This window comes from Mesorhizobium sp. M0028, assembly GCF_040323855.1.
Lineage (GTDB): Bacteria > Pseudomonadota > Alphaproteobacteria > Rhizobiales > Rhizobiaceae > Mesorhizobium.
The window spans coordinates 842,165-857,450 of the sequence record NZ_JAMYVG010000001.1 but is presented as its reverse complement, the minus strand read 5'-3'; the positions used below and the strand labels follow the sequence as shown (position 1 = coordinate 857,450).

The following is a 15,286-nucleotide window of genomic DNA, read 5'->3' as shown; positions in this document are numbered from 1 at the left end:
TTCGTCGCGATTGGGGGTCCGCGCAGGCGCATTCCATGCTTGATGAGCTTAGGCGCAAAAGGTGAATGAATGATCGACGGGGGCGAGGCAATCCGCAAACTGGCGCTCAATCTCGCCCGCTATTCCGGTCTTGCGCCGCTGGCCAAGCCGTTCATCGGCGGCCTTGGCGCCATCCTGATGCTGCATCGGGTCACCGCGACGCCGGAAAAGCCGAACGGCGTCAACCGCCACTTGAACATCGCGCCTGGGTTCCTCGACATCGTGATCGCCGACATGAAGGCGAACGGCTACACGTTCGTTACTCTGGACGAGGCAATCGAGCGCATCAAGGCTGGCGACAAGGACGGCCAGTTCGCGACGATCACCGCCGACGACGCCTATCGAGACAACATGACCGAGGCGCTGCCCGTGCTGGAGAAGCACGGCGCGCCGATCACCATCTACGTCGCGCCGGGACTGATTGATGGCGCTGCCGATTTGTGGTGGGACGTGGTCGAGGACATCGTCAATGCGCGCGATCGCCTGACGCTGACGACGCCGGACGGCCCGGTGACGATCGATTGCTCGAACCCAGGAAAAAAGGTCCAGGCCAATGCGCGCCTGCACGCTCATCTGACGCTGAAGGTGCGCGAGCAGGACCAGCGTGCGGTATTGCGCGATCTGGCGCGTTCGAACGGCATCGAGTTGGGCGGTTCGCGCCCGAACACGCTGATGAACTGGGACGAGCTCCGCACCATGGCCGCGCACCCGCTGGTGACGATCGGAGCGCATAGCGTCAATCATTGCAATCTGAAGCGGCTTTCCGAGAGCGACGCGCGGCATGAGATCGGCGACGTCAAGCGCATATTGCAGGCCAAACTCGGCGAGGAGCCGCGCCATTTCGCCTATCCCTACGGTTATGCCAGCGCCGTCGGCCGTCGCGAAGTGGGCCTTGTCCGCGATGCCGGCTATGCCTCGGCCGTGACGACCCGCCACGGCATACTCCGCGCCGAGCATGCCGGGTTCCTGCATGCCCTGCCGCGCATTTCGGTCAATGGCCGCTATCAGAGCGTCGCCCACATCCGAACAATGTTGTCGGGCGTGACGACGCCGCTGGCCAATGCCGGCAAGACGGTGGTGACGATCTAACTGTTGCCTCGGCCCTTCGGCCGCGGCTCCAGGATCAGCCATTTGATGATGCCCATCGCCGGCAGCACCCACAAAAGCCCGCTCAGCAGGAAGAAGATGAAGTGCGCCAGCGGCCCGGACTGTGACAATTGGGCGACTGCCACGATCGAGGCGACCATCGCATAGACGACGACCAGCAGTACCAGCAGGAAGCTTCCGATCAGCTTTTTCAGGCGAATGGGCATAACGCGATCTCGTTGATCGCTATCGCTTAAGCCGAACAGCCAATACGCGCAACCCGCCAGAAACGGCGCGACGGCGTGCCGCGCTGTCCGGTCTTGCAAGCCGGGTTGCGATGGTTCACCAATCCGCGACTTCAACTGCCGGGACAAAGCCATGGCTGCTGCCATATCCGATGCTGTGCCTTTCGCAGCCCGCGATCGCGACCTTCGCAACCGCGCGCTGGTACGTGGTTGGCTCTATGTCGTGCTCCTCGTGCTGTTTGCGCTGGTGGTGGTCGGCGGCGCTACGAGGCTCACCGATTCGGGCCTGTCGATCACCGAATGGCAGCCGATTCACGGCGTCATCCCGCCACTCAATGATGCCGAGTGGCAGGAGGAGTTCCTGCGCTACCAGCAGATCCCGCAATATGCCGAACTCAACAAGGGCATGAGCATCGAGGCGTTCAAGTCGATCTTCTGGTGGGAGTGGGTGCACCGCATCCTGGCGCGTAGTGTCGGCGTGGTCTTCGCCCTGCCGTTGCTGTTCTTCTGGGCGACGCGCCGCATCGAGCGCGGCCTCGGCACGAAATTGTCGGGCATCCTCCTTCTCGGCGCCCTGCAGGGCGCGATAGGCTGGTGGATGGTGGCGTCCGGGTTGGCCGACCGGGTTTCGGTCAGCCAATACCGGCTGGCGACGCATCTGACGCTGGCGGCGCTGATCTTCACGGCGACCATGGTGGTCGCGCGCGGACTGGCCCCACACTCCGAACCGGCCGCCGACCGATCGACGCAACGTCTGGCCGGCTTTCTGGTGCTGCTGGCGCTGGTCCAGATCTATCTCGGCGGGCTGGTCGCAGGGCTCGATGCCGGCTTGAGCTACAACACCTGGCCGCTGATGGACGGCAAACTGGTCCCCGGCGACCTGCTGCTGCTCGAGCCGGCATGGCGCAATTTCTTCGAAAACCCGAAGACGGTGCAGTTCATCCACCGGGTCGGCGCCTACACGATCTTCGCGGTCGCGCTCTGGCACATGATTGCGACACGCCGGCGTCTGCCGGGCACGACGCATGCCCGACGCGCGACGCTGCTGTTCCTGATTGTCGTGGTGCAGGCGTCGATCGGCATCGGCACCCTATTGATGCATGTGCCGCTGCACATGGCCCTGACGCATCAGGCATTCGCGCTGTTCCTGCTGGGTTTTGCCGCCGCGCACTGGCGCGGCACCAAGGGCGCTTATCCGCTGCCCCACGAGATTGCTCTCAGAGGCTGAGCCGCACCGTCCGGATCGCCATGGCGATCGCCAGCTCGCGGTCCTCGTCGACCGCATTGCGATCTTCATGATGCCATGCAGCCGACAGGCAGCCATAGGCGATGGCGTGGTCCAGTATCGCGGGCGGCGACTGGCCGAGCGTTGCGGCAAAGACTTGCGCCATATGGCCGATCCGCCGCGTATCGAGGCAAAGATCGTCTCGGTCGAGTGGGTTGTAGAACATGTTGGCCGCGTCGAAGCCGGGGTCGCCGAGAACGCCCTTCGGGTCGATCGCCAGCCAGCCGCGCGGACCGTGCATGACGTTGTCGTGGTGCAGGTCGCCATGCAGCGGCCGCACGTCATGCGGATTGGACAGCAGCCGTTCCGCGATTTCGGCTGCTTCGACATACAGGCTCTTTTCGCCGGCGGCGCGATCGGCCTTGGCCTTTTTGAACAGGCTGGAGAACCGGGTCCGCAACGGCTGGAGATCCGGCGGGGCAGGGTGCTTCGACGGCGAGACCAGTCTTGCCATTACCTCGGCCGCGATCGCGGTGGCGGCATTGTCGCCTTGTTCGGCAAGATGGTGTGACAGCATCCTGTCGCCGGCGTATTCGAGCAGCATGCGGTGGCCGTCGCGGCCGAGCAGCCGCACCGCGCCTTCGCCGCGTCGCCAGGCGAGGAAATGCTCGCCACGCAACTCGTCCTCGACATCGTCGAAAGGCTTTAGATCCTTGACGATTGCCGGTGAGTCGTCCTCGCGAGCAACCTTCCAGATGCGGCTGCTGAACGTTTCGGCGATGAGTTCGGGCGCGCCGACCTTCCAGCGCTTCGGAAATGCCGGCGCATCCATTCAGAGGCCGAGCATCAGATCCATGTTCTGCACGGCTGCACCCGAGGCACCCTTGCCGAGATTGTCGTAGACGGCAAGCAGCAGCGCCTGCGCCCTGTCGTCATTGGCAAAGACATAGAGCTTCATCCGGTTGGTGCCGTTGTAGATCTCCGGATCGATGTCAGGCATGCGTTCCTGATGCAGATACGGCGCCACCTCGACCACGCCACGATCAATGGAAGCAAAATGGTCGGCGATCGCCGCGTGAAGCTCAGCGCCGGTCGGTACATGGTCGAGACCGCCGAGTTGCAGCGGCACTACCGTGATCATGCCTTGCGCGAAATTGCCGACTGCCGGCTGCATGATCGGATCGTGCGAAAGCCTGGCATAGGTCCTGAGCTCCGGCACGTGCTTGTGCTGCAGCGTCAGCCCGTAGGGCAGGAATTCCGACGCATCCTCGCCCTTGGCGACATAATCCTCGATCATCGGCCGGCCGCCGCCGGAATAGCCAGAAATGCCGTTGACGGTGACCGGAAAATCGGCTGGCAACAGCCCCGCCGCAACCAGCGGCCGCAGCGTCGCGATCGGTCCTTGCGGCCAGCAGCCCGGATTGGCGACGCGCTTCGCCGAAGCGATCTTCTTCGCCTGGTCCTTGTCCATTTCGGCGAAACCATATTCCCAGCCCTCGGCGACGCGATGTGCCGTCGAGGCGTCGATCACCTTGGTGGTGTCATTGGCGATCAGCGAAACGCTTTCCTTAGCTGCCGCGTCCGGTAGGCAGAGGATCGCGACATCGGCGGCATTGAGGAACTCGGCGCGCGCTGCCGTTTCCTTGCGGCGCTCAGTCGGGATGGAGATGATTTCCAGGTCGCCGCGCTCGGCAAGCAGCGCCCTGATCTGCAGACCGGTGGTGCCGTGCTCGCCGTCGATGAAGATTTTCGGTTTCATTGCCTGCCAAAATTCCTGTTAGCTATATGCCGCTTGCCTGATTCAATCCGGCAACGCTGTGATTGCCCTGGTTCATTTCCTCGAGCCGGGCCTTTCGTTCCGCCAGCAGCCCGAGATAGTGCATGGCCACCATCGAGCCGGCAATTGCCGTTATATCGGCGTGATCATAGGCTGGCGCAACCTCGACGACGTCGGCGCCGACGATATCGACCTGGTTGATCTGGCGCAGCACCGACAGGATCTTTGCCGAAGACGGGCCTCCCGCTACCGGCGTTCCGGTGCCGGGCGCAAAAGCCGGATCCAGGCAATCGATGTCGAAAGTGACGTAGGTCTTCTTGCCGCCCGTACGGTCGACGATGGCATAGGCGATGTCGGACGCCCGCATTTCCTCCACTTCATGGCCATACAGGATCTTGATGCCGAACGTATCGGGCGCGTGGGTGCGGATGCCGATCTGGATCGACCGGTCGGGGTCGATGATGCCCTCCTTGACCGCACGGCCGACGAAGGAGCCGTGATCGATGCGCTTGCCGTCGTCGGGCCAGGTGTCCTGATGAGCGTCGAACTGCACCAGGGCCAGCGGGCCGTAGATGGCGGCATGCGCCTTGAGCAGCGGCCAGGTGACGAAATGGTCACCGCCGAGCGATAGCAGAAAGGCGCCGGATTTCAGGATCCTCGCCGCTTCGCGTTCGATCGTGGCAGGGGTCTTCTGGTGATTGCCGCTGTCGAGCAGGCAATCGCCAAAATCGACCACGGCAAGCTGTTCGAACAGGTCGCGCGAAAACGGATATTGCGGATCGTTGTCGAGGATGGCCGACGCGCGGCGAATCGCCTGCGGTCCGAAACGCGCGCCCGGCCGATTGGTGACCGCCGCGTCGAAGGGAATGCCCCACACCACCGCATCGGCGCCCTTCACGTCCTTCGAATATTTGCGCCGCATGAACGACAGCGCGCCGGCATAGGTCGGCTCGAACGACGCGCCCGTCCTGGAGCGGGTGGTGAAGGCGTGATCGATGGTCCTTGGCGGCATGAAGCGATCTCCTGTGCGTCGACGCGCAACCTTATTGGCCATAATTCTCAGAATTGCGACCCCTTCGGAAGAACATGGCTATTCGGCCCGGTCACAAATCCTTGCTTGCCAGGAGAGCCCGCATGGCTGGCCCGGAGATTGCCTAGTTAGCAACCGAAAGTAGCCGCTACGGCCGTTTCGGCCGGCATTAACCTGATTTTCCAGCGTTTGCGAAGCCGGCTTCGTTCACTAGGCTGTCACGAGCGTCGCTTAACCGGGTGTCGATCCGGTACGGAGCGATTCTCATGCGAACGACCTGTCTCATGCGAACGACTTGGCTGAGCCTTCTGCTTTCCGCGGCGCTGGCGGCCTCCCTTGGCCATGCATCGGCAGGCGAAACGCGCGCCAGGCAGATTCTCGACCGGTTCGAGCACGCCAACCAATGGCGCGACCATGTGATGGTGGCCGCGCACCGCGCCGGCGGCATGCAGGCCGGCAAGACGCTCTATCCCGAAAATTCGATCGCCGCCGTCGAGGCGTCGATTGCAATGGGCGCCGAAATCGTCGAGGTCGATATCAGGCGCTCGAAGGACGGACAGTTCGTCGTCATGCATGACAGCTGGCTCGACCGCACCACGAACTGCAAGGGCGAGGTGGTCAAGCGCACGCTGGCCGAACTCAAGACGTGCCGGTTGGTGATCGAAGGCACCGGCGCCTTTACGGGCGAGACAGTCTCGACGTTGCGCGAAATGTTGATGGCGACCAGGGACAGGATCCTCATCAATCTCGACAATAAGCTCGATACCGAAAGCCTCGCCGGCATGGTCGCGGTCGCGCGCGACCTCGGCATGGCCGAACAGGTGATTGTCAAGGAGAACCTGTGGGATGCGGAGAGGATCGCCACGGTTGCGGCCGCCATGGACGCGATCGACGGCGGCTTCCAGTTCATGCCGATCATTGCCGACGATGCGGTTCACGACGCCATGTTTGCCGAAAAAGTCAGCCGGGCGTTCCCGGTGCGGGCGATCGAACTGATCAATTGGCGGGCTGGCGCCGAGACACTGACCGAGACCGGCGGCCCGCTGTTCAGCCCGCGCATGCGCGCGCTGGCGGTGAGGGGTGACTGGCACATCTGGGCCGACACCTATGCCATCGTCAACAAGCCGGGTGGCTTCCTCGCCGGTGGCCGCGGCGACGAGCTGGCGGTCGCGGCCAGCCTGCCGCGCGAGACTTATGGCTTCTGGGTCGAGCGCGGCGCCACCATCATCCAGACCGACGAACCGAAGGCCGCCATCGATTGGCTGGCGGCGAACGGTTTTCGCGTGCCCTATGCCGGCCCGGCCGAGCCGGCGAATACGGCCAGCATTAACTAGGAGCGGCGGTCGCGCTGCCAATCTCCCCCCTTGTGGGGGAGATGCCCGGCAGGGCAGAGGGGGGCGCTGTCCGTCCAGCCTATCGGGTCGATTGAGATTGCAATTGGCGTCAATTGTCACGCAGGGTTCAACAAGAGGCAGGCGATCCTTCGCGCCCCCCTCTGTCCTGCCGGACATCTCCCCCACGAGGGGGGAGATTGGCTCATCACCGCCTTCGCTAGTCTCCAACACCGGCTGGCGGCACCTCGCGCCTCGTGCGCAGGTCAAGCGGCCATCGCCACGCCCTCTAGCGCCTCGAGCGCATCCTCCGGCAGCGCGAGATCACCTGCGGCGAGGTTCTCCCTGAGATGCGCAACTGAAGACGTGCCGGGGATCAGAAGAATGTTGGGCGCGCGGCGAAGCAGCCAGGCGAGCGCGACCTGCATGCGCGTGGCGCCGAGGCGTGCGGTGACCTTGGACAAGGTCGACGACTGCAGCGGGTTGAAGCCGCCAAGCGGGAAGAACGGCACATAGGCGATGCCGCCGTGGGCCAGATCGTCGATCAACGCATCGTCGCCCCGATGCGCCAGATTGTACTGGTTCTGCACGCAGACGATCTTGCAAATCCTGCGGCCTTCGGCGATTTGTGCAGCGGTGACGTTGCTCAGCCCGATGTGACGCACAAGGCCCTGTCGCTGAAGCTCGGTAAGCGTTGCAAGCGGGGCCTCGATCGACCCTTCGGCGGGGCCATGCGCGTCGAACATGACTCGAAGGTTGACCACCTCCAGCACGTCGAGCCCGAGATTGCGCAGATTGTCGTGCACCGCCTTGGTCAGCTCGTCGGCCGAGAAGGCCGGCAGCCATGCTCCGTCCCGGCCGCGCCGGGCGCCGATCTTGGTGACGATAACGAGGTCGTCGCGATAGGGTGCGAGCGCTTCGCGGATCAACAAATTGGTGACGTGTGGGCCATAGAAGTCGCTGGTGTCGATGTGATTGACGCCCTGCGCAACGGCTTCGCGCAGCACGGCCAATGCCGCATTGTGGTCCTTTGGTGGGCCGAAGACGCCGGACCCTGCGAGCTGCATGGCGCCGTAGCCGAGCCGTCTGACTTTGCGGTCGCCGAGGATGAATGTGCCGGACTGGTCGACGCTGGACATAGTCTTTCTCCTTCAGGGAATGGTGCACAGATAGACGGTGTCCGATCTCGCGATAATTGGGTACAATTCGCACGGGCTGTGCGGAATGACGAACAATGCAGATTGATCTCGGGGATCTGAACGCCTTCGTGGCCGTGGCGCGCGCCAAAGGTTTTCGGGATGCGGCACGCGCCAGCGGCGGCAGTGCGTCCGGCTTGAGCGAGGCGGTGCGCCGCCTGGAGACGCAGCTCGGTGTCAGGCTGCTCAACCGGACGACGCGCAGCGTCGTCCTGACGGAGGCCGGCCAAGGCTTGCTGGCGCGGCTCGGTCCAGCCTTGACCGAGGTGGAGTCGGCGCTGGACGTGGTGAACGGCTTTCGCGACAGGCCGGCCGGCTCGCTGCGCCTCAATGTGCCGGTCAGCGCGGCGCGACTGGTCCTGCCCAGCATCGTGCCGCGGTTCCTTGCCGCCTATCCCGGTATCCGGCTGGAGGTGATCGCCGAGGAGAGCTTTGTCGACGTGCTGGCGGCCGGCTGCGATGCCGGCATCCGTTACGACGAGCGGCTGGAACAGGACATGATCGCCGTGCCGATCGGGCCGCGCGTGCAGCGCTTCGCCACCGCCGCCAGCCCGGCCTACCTGGATCGTCATGGCCGGCCGCAACACCCGCGCGACCTGCTCGGCCACGCCTGCCTGCGCGGCCGCTTTCCCAGCGGTGCGATAACGCCATGGGAGTTCGAGCGCGACGACGAGGTGGTGCGGGTCGATCCGACGGGGCCACTGATTGTGGGGATCGGCGGAGCAGCCGATTTAGCCGTTGATGCAGCGATCGCCGGCACCGGAATCGTGAAGCTGTTCGAGGACTGGCTTCGCCCGCATTTCGAGAGCGGCGCACTCGAACCCGTCCTCGAACCCTGGTGGCAGAGCTTCTCCGGGCCGTTCCTCTACTATCCCGGCCGGCGCCTCGTACCGGCGCCGCTGCGGGCGTTCGTCGACTTCATCAAGGCATTGCCGATGAACTCTGACATCACGGGCACGGCACAAAGAAAAAGGCCACCCGAAGGCGGCCTTTGAACTCTGTGTAGCTTCGCAGCGCTTAGCGCTTGGAGAACTGGAAGCTCCGGCGGGCCTTCGCCTTGCCGTACTTCTTGCGCTCGACCACGCGGCTGTCACGGGTCAGGAAGCCGCCCTTCTTGAGCACGGCGCGCAGCGCCGGCTCGTAATAGGTCAGCGCCTTGGAGATGCCGTGGCGCACGGCACCGGCCTGGCCGGAGAGGCCGCCGCCGATGACGGTGGCAACGATGTCGTACTGGCCGGCGCGGTTGGCAGCGATGATCGGCTGGTTGAGGATCATCTGCAGAACCGGGCGCGCGAAATATTCGGCGAACACCTTGTCGTTGACGACGATCTTGCCGGAGCCGGGCTTCACCCAGACGCGCGCGATGGCGTTCTTGCGCTTGCCGGTGGCATAGGCGCGGCCCGATTTGTCGAGCTTCTGGACATGGACGGGTGCTGCCGGCTGGGTGTTGGTGTTGCCGGTGGCAGTTCCGAGTTCTGCGAGCGAGGAAAGCTCAGCCATCTTACGAAACCTTCTTGTTCTTGGCGTTCAGCTTGGCCACGTCGAGGACGACGGGCTGCTGGGCGACATGCGGATGTTCCGTGCCTGCATAGACGCGGAGATTCTTCATCTGGCGACGGCCGAGCGGGCCGCGCGGGATCATGCGTTCGACGGCCTTCTCAACGACACGCTCGGGAAAGCGGCCCTCGAGCAGCTGCCGCGCGGTGCGTTCCTTGACGCCGCCGGGGTGACCGGTGTGCCAGTAATAGACCTTGTCGGTGAACTTCTTGCCGGTGAACACCACCTTGTCGGCATTGATGACGATGACATTGTCGCCGTCGTCAACATGCGGGGTGAAAGTGGGCTTGTGCTTGCCGCGAAGATGATTGGCGATGACAGTGGCGAGACGGCCGACGACGAGACCCTCGGCGTCGATCAGCACCCACTTCTTCACCACATCCGCAGGCTTCTGCGAAAAGGTTGCCATGGATTGTTGCTTTCGGTTCGGACCTTCAAAAGAAGGCGTTTCTTGTTGCTTGGATTGGCGAAAGGCACTTGCCCCCCGCCAATAACAAAACGGCGGCCTTTGCGGGCCGCTGTTCCGTGAGGGCTTATAGGAGAGAGCGGCGACTACGTCAAGGCGCGTGAAAAGCCATCTCTGGGGTAAAATCAAGCAAAAACAATGATTTGAGCACAAGGTATTATTTTACCACATCTCCAATCCGCTTTGGCGGGATCGAATAGGTGCCCGTTGCGTGCGCTACCGTGTGTCCCTCCGGGCCGGCGACGATGTCGATATCGAACACCATCAGGCTCTTGCCGAGCTTGAGGATGCGGCAATGGCCGTCGATCGGCCCGGCCTCGGCCTTGCGGACAAAATTGATGTTGAGACTGGTGGTGACCGAAAGTGCATCCGGTCCGGCATGCGAGAGCACGCAGACATAACCGCCTATGTCGGCCAGCGTGAACAGCGCCGAACCCGAGACGGTGCCGCCGGGACGCAAATGGCGCTCGTCGGCGTTGAGCCGCACGATGCAGCCGCCTGGAAACACCTCCAACGCCTCATAGAAGGTGAACTGGTCGTTGAGTTGCGGGAAAACGGTCGCCACAAGCGCGTTGACGTCAGCAGCCGTCAGCACCGGCTTGAGATTGCTTTGAGCAGGCATGGCGGTCTCTCGTTGTGCCTGCCTGTTTGAGCGCAGCGTGCCGTTTCTGGCAACAGCCATTCATTATGGCAGAAGCGGGGTGTTGGACGAAGCGAGACCCGCATACTAGATTAGTCCATCACCGATCCGGAATCGCGGAGGAATGACCATGGCCGAAATCGTCGCCATCAAGCCTGCCGTTGCCGAAGGGCCGGTCGCCGCCCGGCTGGATAAGGGCGTGCTGCGCCTGACGCTCGCCAATCCGCCGGCCAATGCTCTTTCGCTTTCAGTGATGGCGGCGCTGATGGCGGAACTCGACCGCGCCAAGGCCGACAAGTCCGTCCGCGTCATCGTCCTTGGGGCGGCCGGCAAAGTGTTCTGCGCCGGGCACGACCTCAAGGAGTTAAGCACGCACCGCGCCGATGCCGATCACGGCAGGGCCTTCTTCGAAAAGACGTTTTCCGCCTGCGCTTCACTGATGCAGGCGATCGTTCGCCATCCCAAGCCGGTGATCGCCGAAGTCGACGGCCTGGCGACGGCGGCCGGATTGCAGCTGGTCGCCAGCTGCGATCTCGCCATCGCTTCGCACGAGGCGACCTTCTGCACGCCGGGCGTCAATATTGGACTGTTCTGCTCGACGCCGATGGTGGCGCTGTCGCGCAATGTCTCGCGCAAGCACGCCATGGAGATGCTTTTGACCGGCGAAACGATCGAAGCGGCAACCGCCAAGGAATTCGGCTTGGTCAACCGCGTCGTGCCGCGCGAATATCTGAATCAGATTGTTACCAAATACGCGCAAACCATTGCTGCCAAATCCTCCCTGGTCGTCAAGATCGGCAAGGAAGCCTTTTATGAGCAGGCGGAAATGGGGCTGGCCGAGGCCTATGATTACACCGGGCGCGTCATGGTCGAGAACATGCTGGCGCGCGATGCGGAAGAGGGCATTGGCGCCTTCATTGGCAAACGCAAGCCGGAATGGCCGGAGGAATAGGAGGCGGATATGGAACCGCGCATCTCCATCATCACCATCGCCACCGACGATCTCGACCGCGCCACGCGCTTTTATGAGGCGATGGGCCTGACCCGCCATGCCGGGATCACCGAGGGCGTTGCTTTCTTCCAGATGGGTGGCGCCATCCTTGCCCTGTTTCCGCGCCCAAGCGCCGAGGAGGATTCAGGCGTGACCTTCGGCAACGCGCCGTCGGCCGTCTACCTCGCCTACAACACCCGCTCCGAAGCCGAGGTCGATGCAGTGTTGGCGCTGGCCAAGAAGGCCGGCGGCCGTATCGTCAAGCCGGCGCAACGGGCCTTCTGGGGTGGCTGGTACGGCTATTTCGCCGATGCGGACGGGCATGTCTGGGAAGTGGCGCACAATCCGGCTTTTCCGATCGCGGAAGACGGATCGATTTCGCTGCCGGCCTGACGAGGTTCCCCTCTGGCTCATCGCAAGCAACTGACGCGGCTGAAGGCGCCCTATCTGAAGCGTATCCTGATCGAGCCCAGCCGGGTCGTCGATTGGGAAAAATATCCCTGGAACCTGCCGATCTTTCACCGCCATGAATTCGAGCTCGAATTCACCACGCCGATCACCATCATCGTCGGCGAGAACGGCACCGGTAAATCGACGCTGCTCGAAGCGATCGGCGCGCTGGCAGGCTACGATGAAGCCGGCGGCGGCAAGGGCTACATGCCGGTCGATCACTCCCGCGCCGTCGACAAGAGCGGCGCAGCGCTGGCGGCGACGTTGCGCGGCCACTGGCTGCCGAAGGTCACCGCCGGCTGGTTCTTTCGCGCCGAATCCTTCTATTCGGTTGCCCGCTATCTAGATCAGGCTGCCATCGACGCCCATGAGGCGCCGCCCGACTTCCTTTCCTGGTCGCATGGCGAGGGTTTCATCAGATTCTTCGAGGAGCGCTGCCGCCGGCAAGGCATTTACATCCTCGACGAGCCCGAAAGCGCCTTGTCGCCGACGCGCCAGATCGAACTTCTCAAGATGCTGCGGCGGATGGACCAGTCCGGCACGGCGCAAGTGATCATGGCGACACATTCGCCGCTGCTGATGGCCTGTCCCGGCGCGCGGCTGTTCCGCATCAGCCGGTCCGGGCTCGACCCGACCGATTTTCACGACACCCATCATTTCCGCATGATGCGCAATTTTTGCAACGATCCAGATGGTTTTCTCGCCGAAGCGCTGTATGAGGACGAGGCATGAACCACGACGCTTACGACAACGCCTATATCGCCGGCATCCTCAATTCGGTGAAGACCATCGCCATGGTCGGCGCGTCGGCTAATGACGTGCGGCCGAGCTATTTCGTGCTGAAATATCTGCTCGGCAAGGGCTTTTCGGTGTTCCCGATCAATCCCGGCCAGGCCGGCAAGGAGATCCTAGGCCAGATGACCTTTGCCAGGCTCGCCGACGTTCCGGGACCTGTCGACATGGTCGACGTGTTTCGCGCGTCCGCTGCCGTGCCGGGCATTGTCGACGAGGTGCTGCGGCTCGATCCGCTGCCGAAGGTCATCTGGATGCAGCTTGGCATACGCCATGACGAGGCGGCCACACGCGCCGAAGCCGCCGGCATCAAGGTGGTGATGAACCGTTGCCCCAAGATCGAATATGGCAAGCTGTCGGGCGAGATCGGCTGGACCGGCGTCAATTCCGGCGTGCTGTCGTCGAAGAAGCCGCTTATGCGGCCGGGATTCCAGAGTTTCGGCGTTCGCCAGAAGTAGGTTCCCGCATCCCCATCTGGGAGAGCGGGAACCTCATCGTGCCGCCCGCCGATCGCTAGTACCGGGTCCACTGTCCGCCTTCGTACCAGAAGGCGGCCGAGATCCGTCCGCCGCCGTCGACCCACCACAGCTCCATGCTACTCGGGATACGGGAGACCGCGGCAATACCGCCATTGGTCGCGGCGCTGCCGTCCGGCGCGAGCTGATAACGGGTCCACTGTCCGCCCTCGTACCAGAACGCGGCCTCCATCGACCCATTCGGCCCCGTCCACCACACTTCCATACTGCCAGGGATGCGGGAAACTGCGGCAATGCCGCCATTGATCGCGGCGCTGCCGTTCGGCGCGAGCTGATAGCGGGTGGGCTGGCCGCCTTCATACCAGAAGTTGGCTTCGACCGATCCGTGCGGCCCGATCCACCAGAGCTCGAGGCTGTTCGGGATGCGCGACAGCGTGGCGATGGTGCCGCCGACGGCGGCGCTGCCGTCCGGTGAAAGCTGATACCGCGTCCATTGGCCGCCCTCATACCAGAAGGCGACTTCGATCGAGCCGTTGGGCCCGATCCACCAGACCTCCATGCTGTTCGGGATGCGCGAGACGGCTGCGATACTGCCGCCGCGCGCCGCGCTGCCGTCCGGTGCCAGCTGATAACGTGTCCACTGGCCCCCTTCGTACCAGAAGGCCGCCTCGATCGAGCCGTTGGGACCGATCCACCAGACCTCCATGCTGTTCGGGATGCGCGATACCGCTACGATGCCGCCATCGGGAGCGGCGCTGCCGTTCGGCGCCAGCTGATAGCGGGTCGGCTGGCCCCCCTCGTACCAGAAGTTGGCTTCGACCGATCCAGCTGGGCCGATCCACCATTCCTCCATGCTTTGCGGGATACGTGAGACGGCGGCGATGGCGGTGCCAGGCGCGGCACTTCCGTCCGGTGCCAGGCGATAGCGGTTCCAACGGCCACCGTCGTACCAGAAGCCGACCTCGATCGACCCGCTGGGGCTGGCCCACCAGATTTCCATGCTTCCCGGAATGCGGGCCAGCGATGCGATGCCCTTGACGCCGGGCACGTCGCGCAACGTCCCGACGAAGGTGATCCGGAAGATCAGCTCGTAGGTTCCGCCGTCGCCTTCGATGATCATGCGCCGGTCCCTGACGCCGAAATCTATCAGGTCTGCCCCCTCCAGCCTGAGCTCCTGCGTGCCGAGATGGTCGTCGTCGAGCGCGAAGGGGATCGGCAGGTCGATGCCGTTCAACACGCTGCCGATGTCGCTGGTTAGCCGCGCCGCGCGATTGCGCGGGTCGGGGTCACCGAGCGACGCCGTAAGCGAGGCCGCCCCCCTGATGCTCACCAGGTTCCGGTATTGATTTGGCGAGCCGTTGTCCTGCTCCATCAGCGAGACGACAATTGCCACGTCGGCCGGATTCTGGATGGGCTGAGGGGTTCCGTTCGTGCCCCAGAACGGTTGCCCGTTCACGGTGACGGGATGCTCGTCATCGTCGTCCATGTCCTCGAAGATGCCGAAGCTGAAGACCTGGAGGTCCGGCACGGCGGGCAGTCCCGGCGCGGTGGGGCGCATGTTCGCCACGCTCACCAGGACGTAGACTTCGTCGGAAGCCGAAAGCTCGTTGGTCTCGTTGAGGCACTTGATGCTTTGCAGATTGATCAGCAGCGTCATTGAGATACTCCTTGAATAATCGCGTTTGTCCATCAGCGGATGCTTGGGAGTCCCATGGTTGTTGCCATGGTCGGAGGCAGTAAATTGCTGCCGACGCGCAGGCTGACAGAGCCGGACTTACGGATGGCTTATGGAAGAAGGCGGCGGCTTCGCGGGGTGGCGAGCCGGCGAAGCAGGCTTGTGGCGGGGAGCCACGCCGGCCCAATCTTTTGCGAGGCGCAAATCCATTCTCCTCAGCCCGCGATGCCCGAGCCGGTTGCACCGAAGGAACAAGTCGGCTGGAATTTTTCTCCTTTGCATTCGCGCCAATGATCGGCCAACAATGCCG

Annotated in this window: 17 protein-coding genes; 8 read left to right on the top strand and 9 right to left on the bottom strand. The window is 63.5% G+C overall.

Going from position 1 to position 15,286, the window contains the following annotated elements:
* Nucleotides 1–69 precede the first annotated feature (69 nt).
* A complete protein-coding gene (locus NKJ93_RS04435) occupies nucleotides 70–1,128 on the top strand; it encodes a polysaccharide deacetylase family protein (protein ID WP_352495316.1) in 1,059 nt (352 codons plus the stop codon).
* Here the strand turns inward: NKJ93_RS04435 and NKJ93_RS04430 are convergent.
* Nucleotides 1,125–1,352, bottom strand: a complete 228-nt coding sequence (locus NKJ93_RS04430; protein WP_023717309.1) for a DUF2842 domain-containing protein — start codon at nucleotides 1,350–1,352, stop codon at nucleotides 1,125–1,127. The two genes, NKJ93_RS04435 and NKJ93_RS04430, sit on opposite strands and share 4 nt — an antisense overlap.
* Before the next feature lie 151 nt (nucleotides 1,353–1,503).
* Between NKJ93_RS04430 and NKJ93_RS04425 the strand changes: the two genes are divergently transcribed.
* The gene (locus NKJ93_RS04425; protein ID WP_352495317.1) at nucleotides 1,504–2,598 is read left to right on the top strand and encodes a COX15/CtaA family protein; all 1,095 of its coding nucleotides are present in this window, start codon (nucleotides 1,504–1,506) and stop codon (nucleotides 2,596–2,598) included.
* On the opposite strand, the gene NKJ93_RS04420 is transcribed toward NKJ93_RS04425, so the two are convergent.
* From NKJ93_RS04420 to speB, 3 genes are read right to left on the bottom strand one after another with little or no spacing between them, the layout of a single operon-like run.
* The gene (locus tag NKJ93_RS04420; RefSeq protein ID WP_023717310.1) at nucleotides 2,588–3,427 is read right to left on the bottom strand and encodes an aminoglycoside phosphotransferase family protein; all 840 of its coding nucleotides are present in this window, start codon (nucleotides 3,425–3,427) and stop codon (nucleotides 2,588–2,590) included. The two genes, NKJ93_RS04425 and NKJ93_RS04420, sit on opposite strands and share 11 nt — an antisense overlap.
* A complete protein-coding gene (gene argC / locus NKJ93_RS04415; protein WP_352587776.1) occupies nucleotides 3,428–4,354 on the bottom strand; it encodes an N-acetyl-gamma-glutamyl-phosphate reductase in 927 nt (308 codons plus the stop codon).
* Nucleotides 4,355–4,376: 22 nt separating this feature from the next.
* Nucleotides 4,377–5,384: an agmatinase gene (gene speB / locus NKJ93_RS04410; protein ID WP_352481211.1), complete on the bottom strand. Its 1,008-nt coding sequence runs from the start codon at nucleotides 5,382–5,384 to the stop codon at nucleotides 4,377–4,379.
* Between the two features lie 302 nt (nucleotides 5,385–5,686).
* Here speB and NKJ93_RS04405 point away from each other — a divergent pair, with 302 nt between their 5' ends.
* Nucleotides 5,687–6,736, top strand: coding sequence for a glycerophosphodiester phosphodiesterase family protein (locus NKJ93_RS04405; RefSeq protein ID WP_023717313.1), 1,050 nt, complete (start codon nucleotides 5,687–5,689; stop codon nucleotides 6,734–6,736).
* A 263-nt stretch (nucleotides 6,737–6,999) separates the two neighbouring features.
* On the opposite strand, the gene NKJ93_RS04400 is transcribed toward NKJ93_RS04405, so the two are convergent.
* Nucleotides 7,000–7,872, bottom strand: a complete 873-nt coding sequence (locus tag NKJ93_RS04400; protein ID WP_352587773.1) for an aldo/keto reductase family oxidoreductase — start codon at nucleotides 7,870–7,872, stop codon at nucleotides 7,000–7,002.
* 95 nt (nucleotides 7,873–7,967) lie between these two features.
* Here NKJ93_RS04400 and NKJ93_RS04395 point away from each other — a divergent pair, with 95 nt between their 5' ends.
* Nucleotides 7,968–8,924, top strand: coding sequence for a LysR family transcriptional regulator (locus tag NKJ93_RS04395; protein WP_023717315.1), 957 nt, complete (start codon nucleotides 7,968–7,970; stop codon nucleotides 8,922–8,924).
* A 22-nt stretch (nucleotides 8,925–8,946) separates the two neighbouring features.
* Here the strand turns inward: NKJ93_RS04395 and rpsI are convergent, their stop codons facing one another.
* The 3 genes from rpsI to NKJ93_RS04380 all read right to left on the bottom strand — a co-directional run bounded on the left by rpsI (nucleotide 8,947) and on the right by NKJ93_RS04380 (nucleotide 10,574).
* Complete coding sequence (gene rpsI, locus NKJ93_RS04390; RefSeq protein WP_023717316.1) at nucleotides 8,947–9,429, bottom strand: 30S ribosomal protein S9; 483 nt, start codon at nucleotides 9,427–9,429, stop codon at nucleotides 8,947–8,949.
* Nucleotide 9,430: 1 nt separating this feature from the next.
* Nucleotides 9,431–9,895: a 50S ribosomal protein L13 gene (gene rplM, locus NKJ93_RS04385; protein WP_023674645.1), complete on the bottom strand. Its 465-nt coding sequence runs from the start codon at nucleotides 9,893–9,895 to the stop codon at nucleotides 9,431–9,433.
* A 214-nt stretch (nucleotides 9,896–10,109) separates the two neighbouring features.
* Nucleotides 10,110–10,574: a PaaI family thioesterase gene (locus NKJ93_RS04380; RefSeq protein ID WP_352587769.1), complete on the bottom strand. Its 465-nt coding sequence runs from the start codon at nucleotides 10,572–10,574 to the stop codon at nucleotides 10,110–10,112.
* A 148-nt stretch (nucleotides 10,575–10,722) separates the two neighbouring features.
* On the opposite strand from NKJ93_RS04380, the gene NKJ93_RS04375 reads away from it, so the two are divergent.
* Genes NKJ93_RS04375 through NKJ93_RS04360 form a run of 4 tightly spaced genes read left to right on the top strand, consistent with a single transcriptional unit; the run spans nucleotide 10,723 to nucleotide 13,283 of the window.
* A complete protein-coding gene (locus NKJ93_RS04375; protein ID WP_352587766.1) occupies nucleotides 10,723–11,544 on the top strand; it encodes an enoyl-CoA hydratase in 822 nt (273 codons plus the stop codon).
* 9 nt (nucleotides 11,545–11,553) lie between these two features.
* Nucleotides 11,554–11,976 (top strand): VOC family protein, encoded by a 423-nt coding sequence (locus NKJ93_RS04370; RefSeq protein ID WP_352587763.1) that lies wholly within the window; start codon nucleotides 11,554–11,556, stop codon nucleotides 11,974–11,976.
* A 12-nt stretch (nucleotides 11,977–11,988) separates the two neighbouring features.
* Nucleotides 11,989–12,765, top strand: a complete 777-nt coding sequence (locus NKJ93_RS04365; protein WP_352587938.1) for an AAA family ATPase — start codon at nucleotides 11,989–11,991, stop codon at nucleotides 12,763–12,765.
* A complete protein-coding gene (locus NKJ93_RS04360) occupies nucleotides 12,762–13,283 on the top strand; it encodes a CoA-binding protein (RefSeq protein WP_023717322.1) in 522 nt (173 codons plus the stop codon). Before NKJ93_RS04365 ends, NKJ93_RS04360 begins: the two co-directional genes overlap by 4 nt.
* A gap of 55 nt (nucleotides 13,284–13,338) precedes the next feature.
* Here the strand turns inward: NKJ93_RS04360 and NKJ93_RS04355 are convergent, their stop codons facing one another.
* Nucleotides 13,339–14,958 carry a PLL family lectin gene (locus NKJ93_RS04355; protein WP_352587760.1) on the bottom strand — a complete coding sequence of 540 codons (1,620 nt, stop codon included), beginning with the start codon at nucleotides 14,956–14,958 and terminating at the stop codon, nucleotides 13,339–13,341.
* Nucleotides 14,959–15,286: the final 328 nt, after the last annotated feature.

Excerpts from the sequence above, each read along its gene's own strand:
- NKJ93_RS04395 (WP_023717315.1), top strand. The coding sequence starts at position 7,968 with ATGCAGATTGATCTCGGGGATCTGAACGCCTTCGTGGCCGTGGCGCGC.
- NKJ93_RS04380 (WP_352587769.1), bottom strand. The coding sequence starts at position 10,574 with ATGCCTGCTCAAAGCAATCTCAAGCCGGTGCTGACGGCTGCTGACGTC.
- NKJ93_RS04400 (WP_352587773.1), bottom strand. The coding sequence starts at position 7,872 with ATGTCCAGCGTCGACCAGTCCGGCACATTCATCCTCGGCGACCGCAAA.
- NKJ93_RS04370 (WP_352587763.1), top strand. The coding sequence starts at position 11,554 with ATGGAACCGCGCATCTCCATCATCACCATCGCCACCGACGATCTCGAC.
- NKJ93_RS04430 (WP_023717309.1), bottom strand. The coding sequence starts at position 1,352 with ATGCCCATTCGCCTGAAAAAGCTGATCGGAAGCTTCCTGCTGGTACTG.
- NKJ93_RS04420 (WP_023717310.1), bottom strand. The coding sequence starts at position 3,427 with ATGGATGCGCCGGCATTTCCGAAGCGCTGGAAGGTCGGCGCGCCCGAA.
- NKJ93_RS04355 (WP_352587760.1), bottom strand. The coding sequence starts at position 14,958 with ATGACGCTGCTGATCAATCTGCAAAGCATCAAGTGCCTCAACGAGACC.
- rpsI (WP_023717316.1), bottom strand. The coding sequence starts at position 9,429 with ATGGCTGAGCTTTCCTCGCTCGCAGAACTCGGAACTGCCACCGGCAAC.
- NKJ93_RS04405 (WP_023717313.1), top strand. The coding sequence starts at position 5,687 with ATGCGAACGACTTGGCTGAGCCTTCTGCTTTCCGCGGCGCTGGCGGCC.
- NKJ93_RS04375 (WP_352587766.1), top strand. The coding sequence starts at position 10,723 with ATGGCCGAAATCGTCGCCATCAAGCCTGCCGTTGCCGAAGGGCCGGTC.
- rplM (WP_023674645.1), bottom strand. The coding sequence starts at position 9,895 with ATGGCAACCTTTTCGCAGAAGCCTGCGGATGTGGTGAAGAAGTGGGTG.
- NKJ93_RS04425 (WP_352495317.1), top strand. The coding sequence starts at position 1,504 with ATGGCTGCTGCCATATCCGATGCTGTGCCTTTCGCAGCCCGCGATCGC.
- argC (WP_352587776.1), bottom strand. The coding sequence starts at position 4,354 with ATGAAACCGAAAATCTTCATCGACGGCGAGCACGGCACCACCGGTCTG.
- NKJ93_RS04360 (WP_023717322.1), top strand. The coding sequence starts at position 12,762 with ATGAACCACGACGCTTACGACAACGCCTATATCGCCGGCATCCTCAAT.
- speB (WP_352481211.1), bottom strand. The coding sequence starts at position 5,384 with ATGCCGCCAAGGACCATCGATCACGCCTTCACCACCCGCTCCAGGACG.
- NKJ93_RS04435 (WP_352495316.1), top strand. The coding sequence starts at position 70 with ATGATCGACGGGGGCGAGGCAATCCGCAAACTGGCGCTCAATCTCGCC.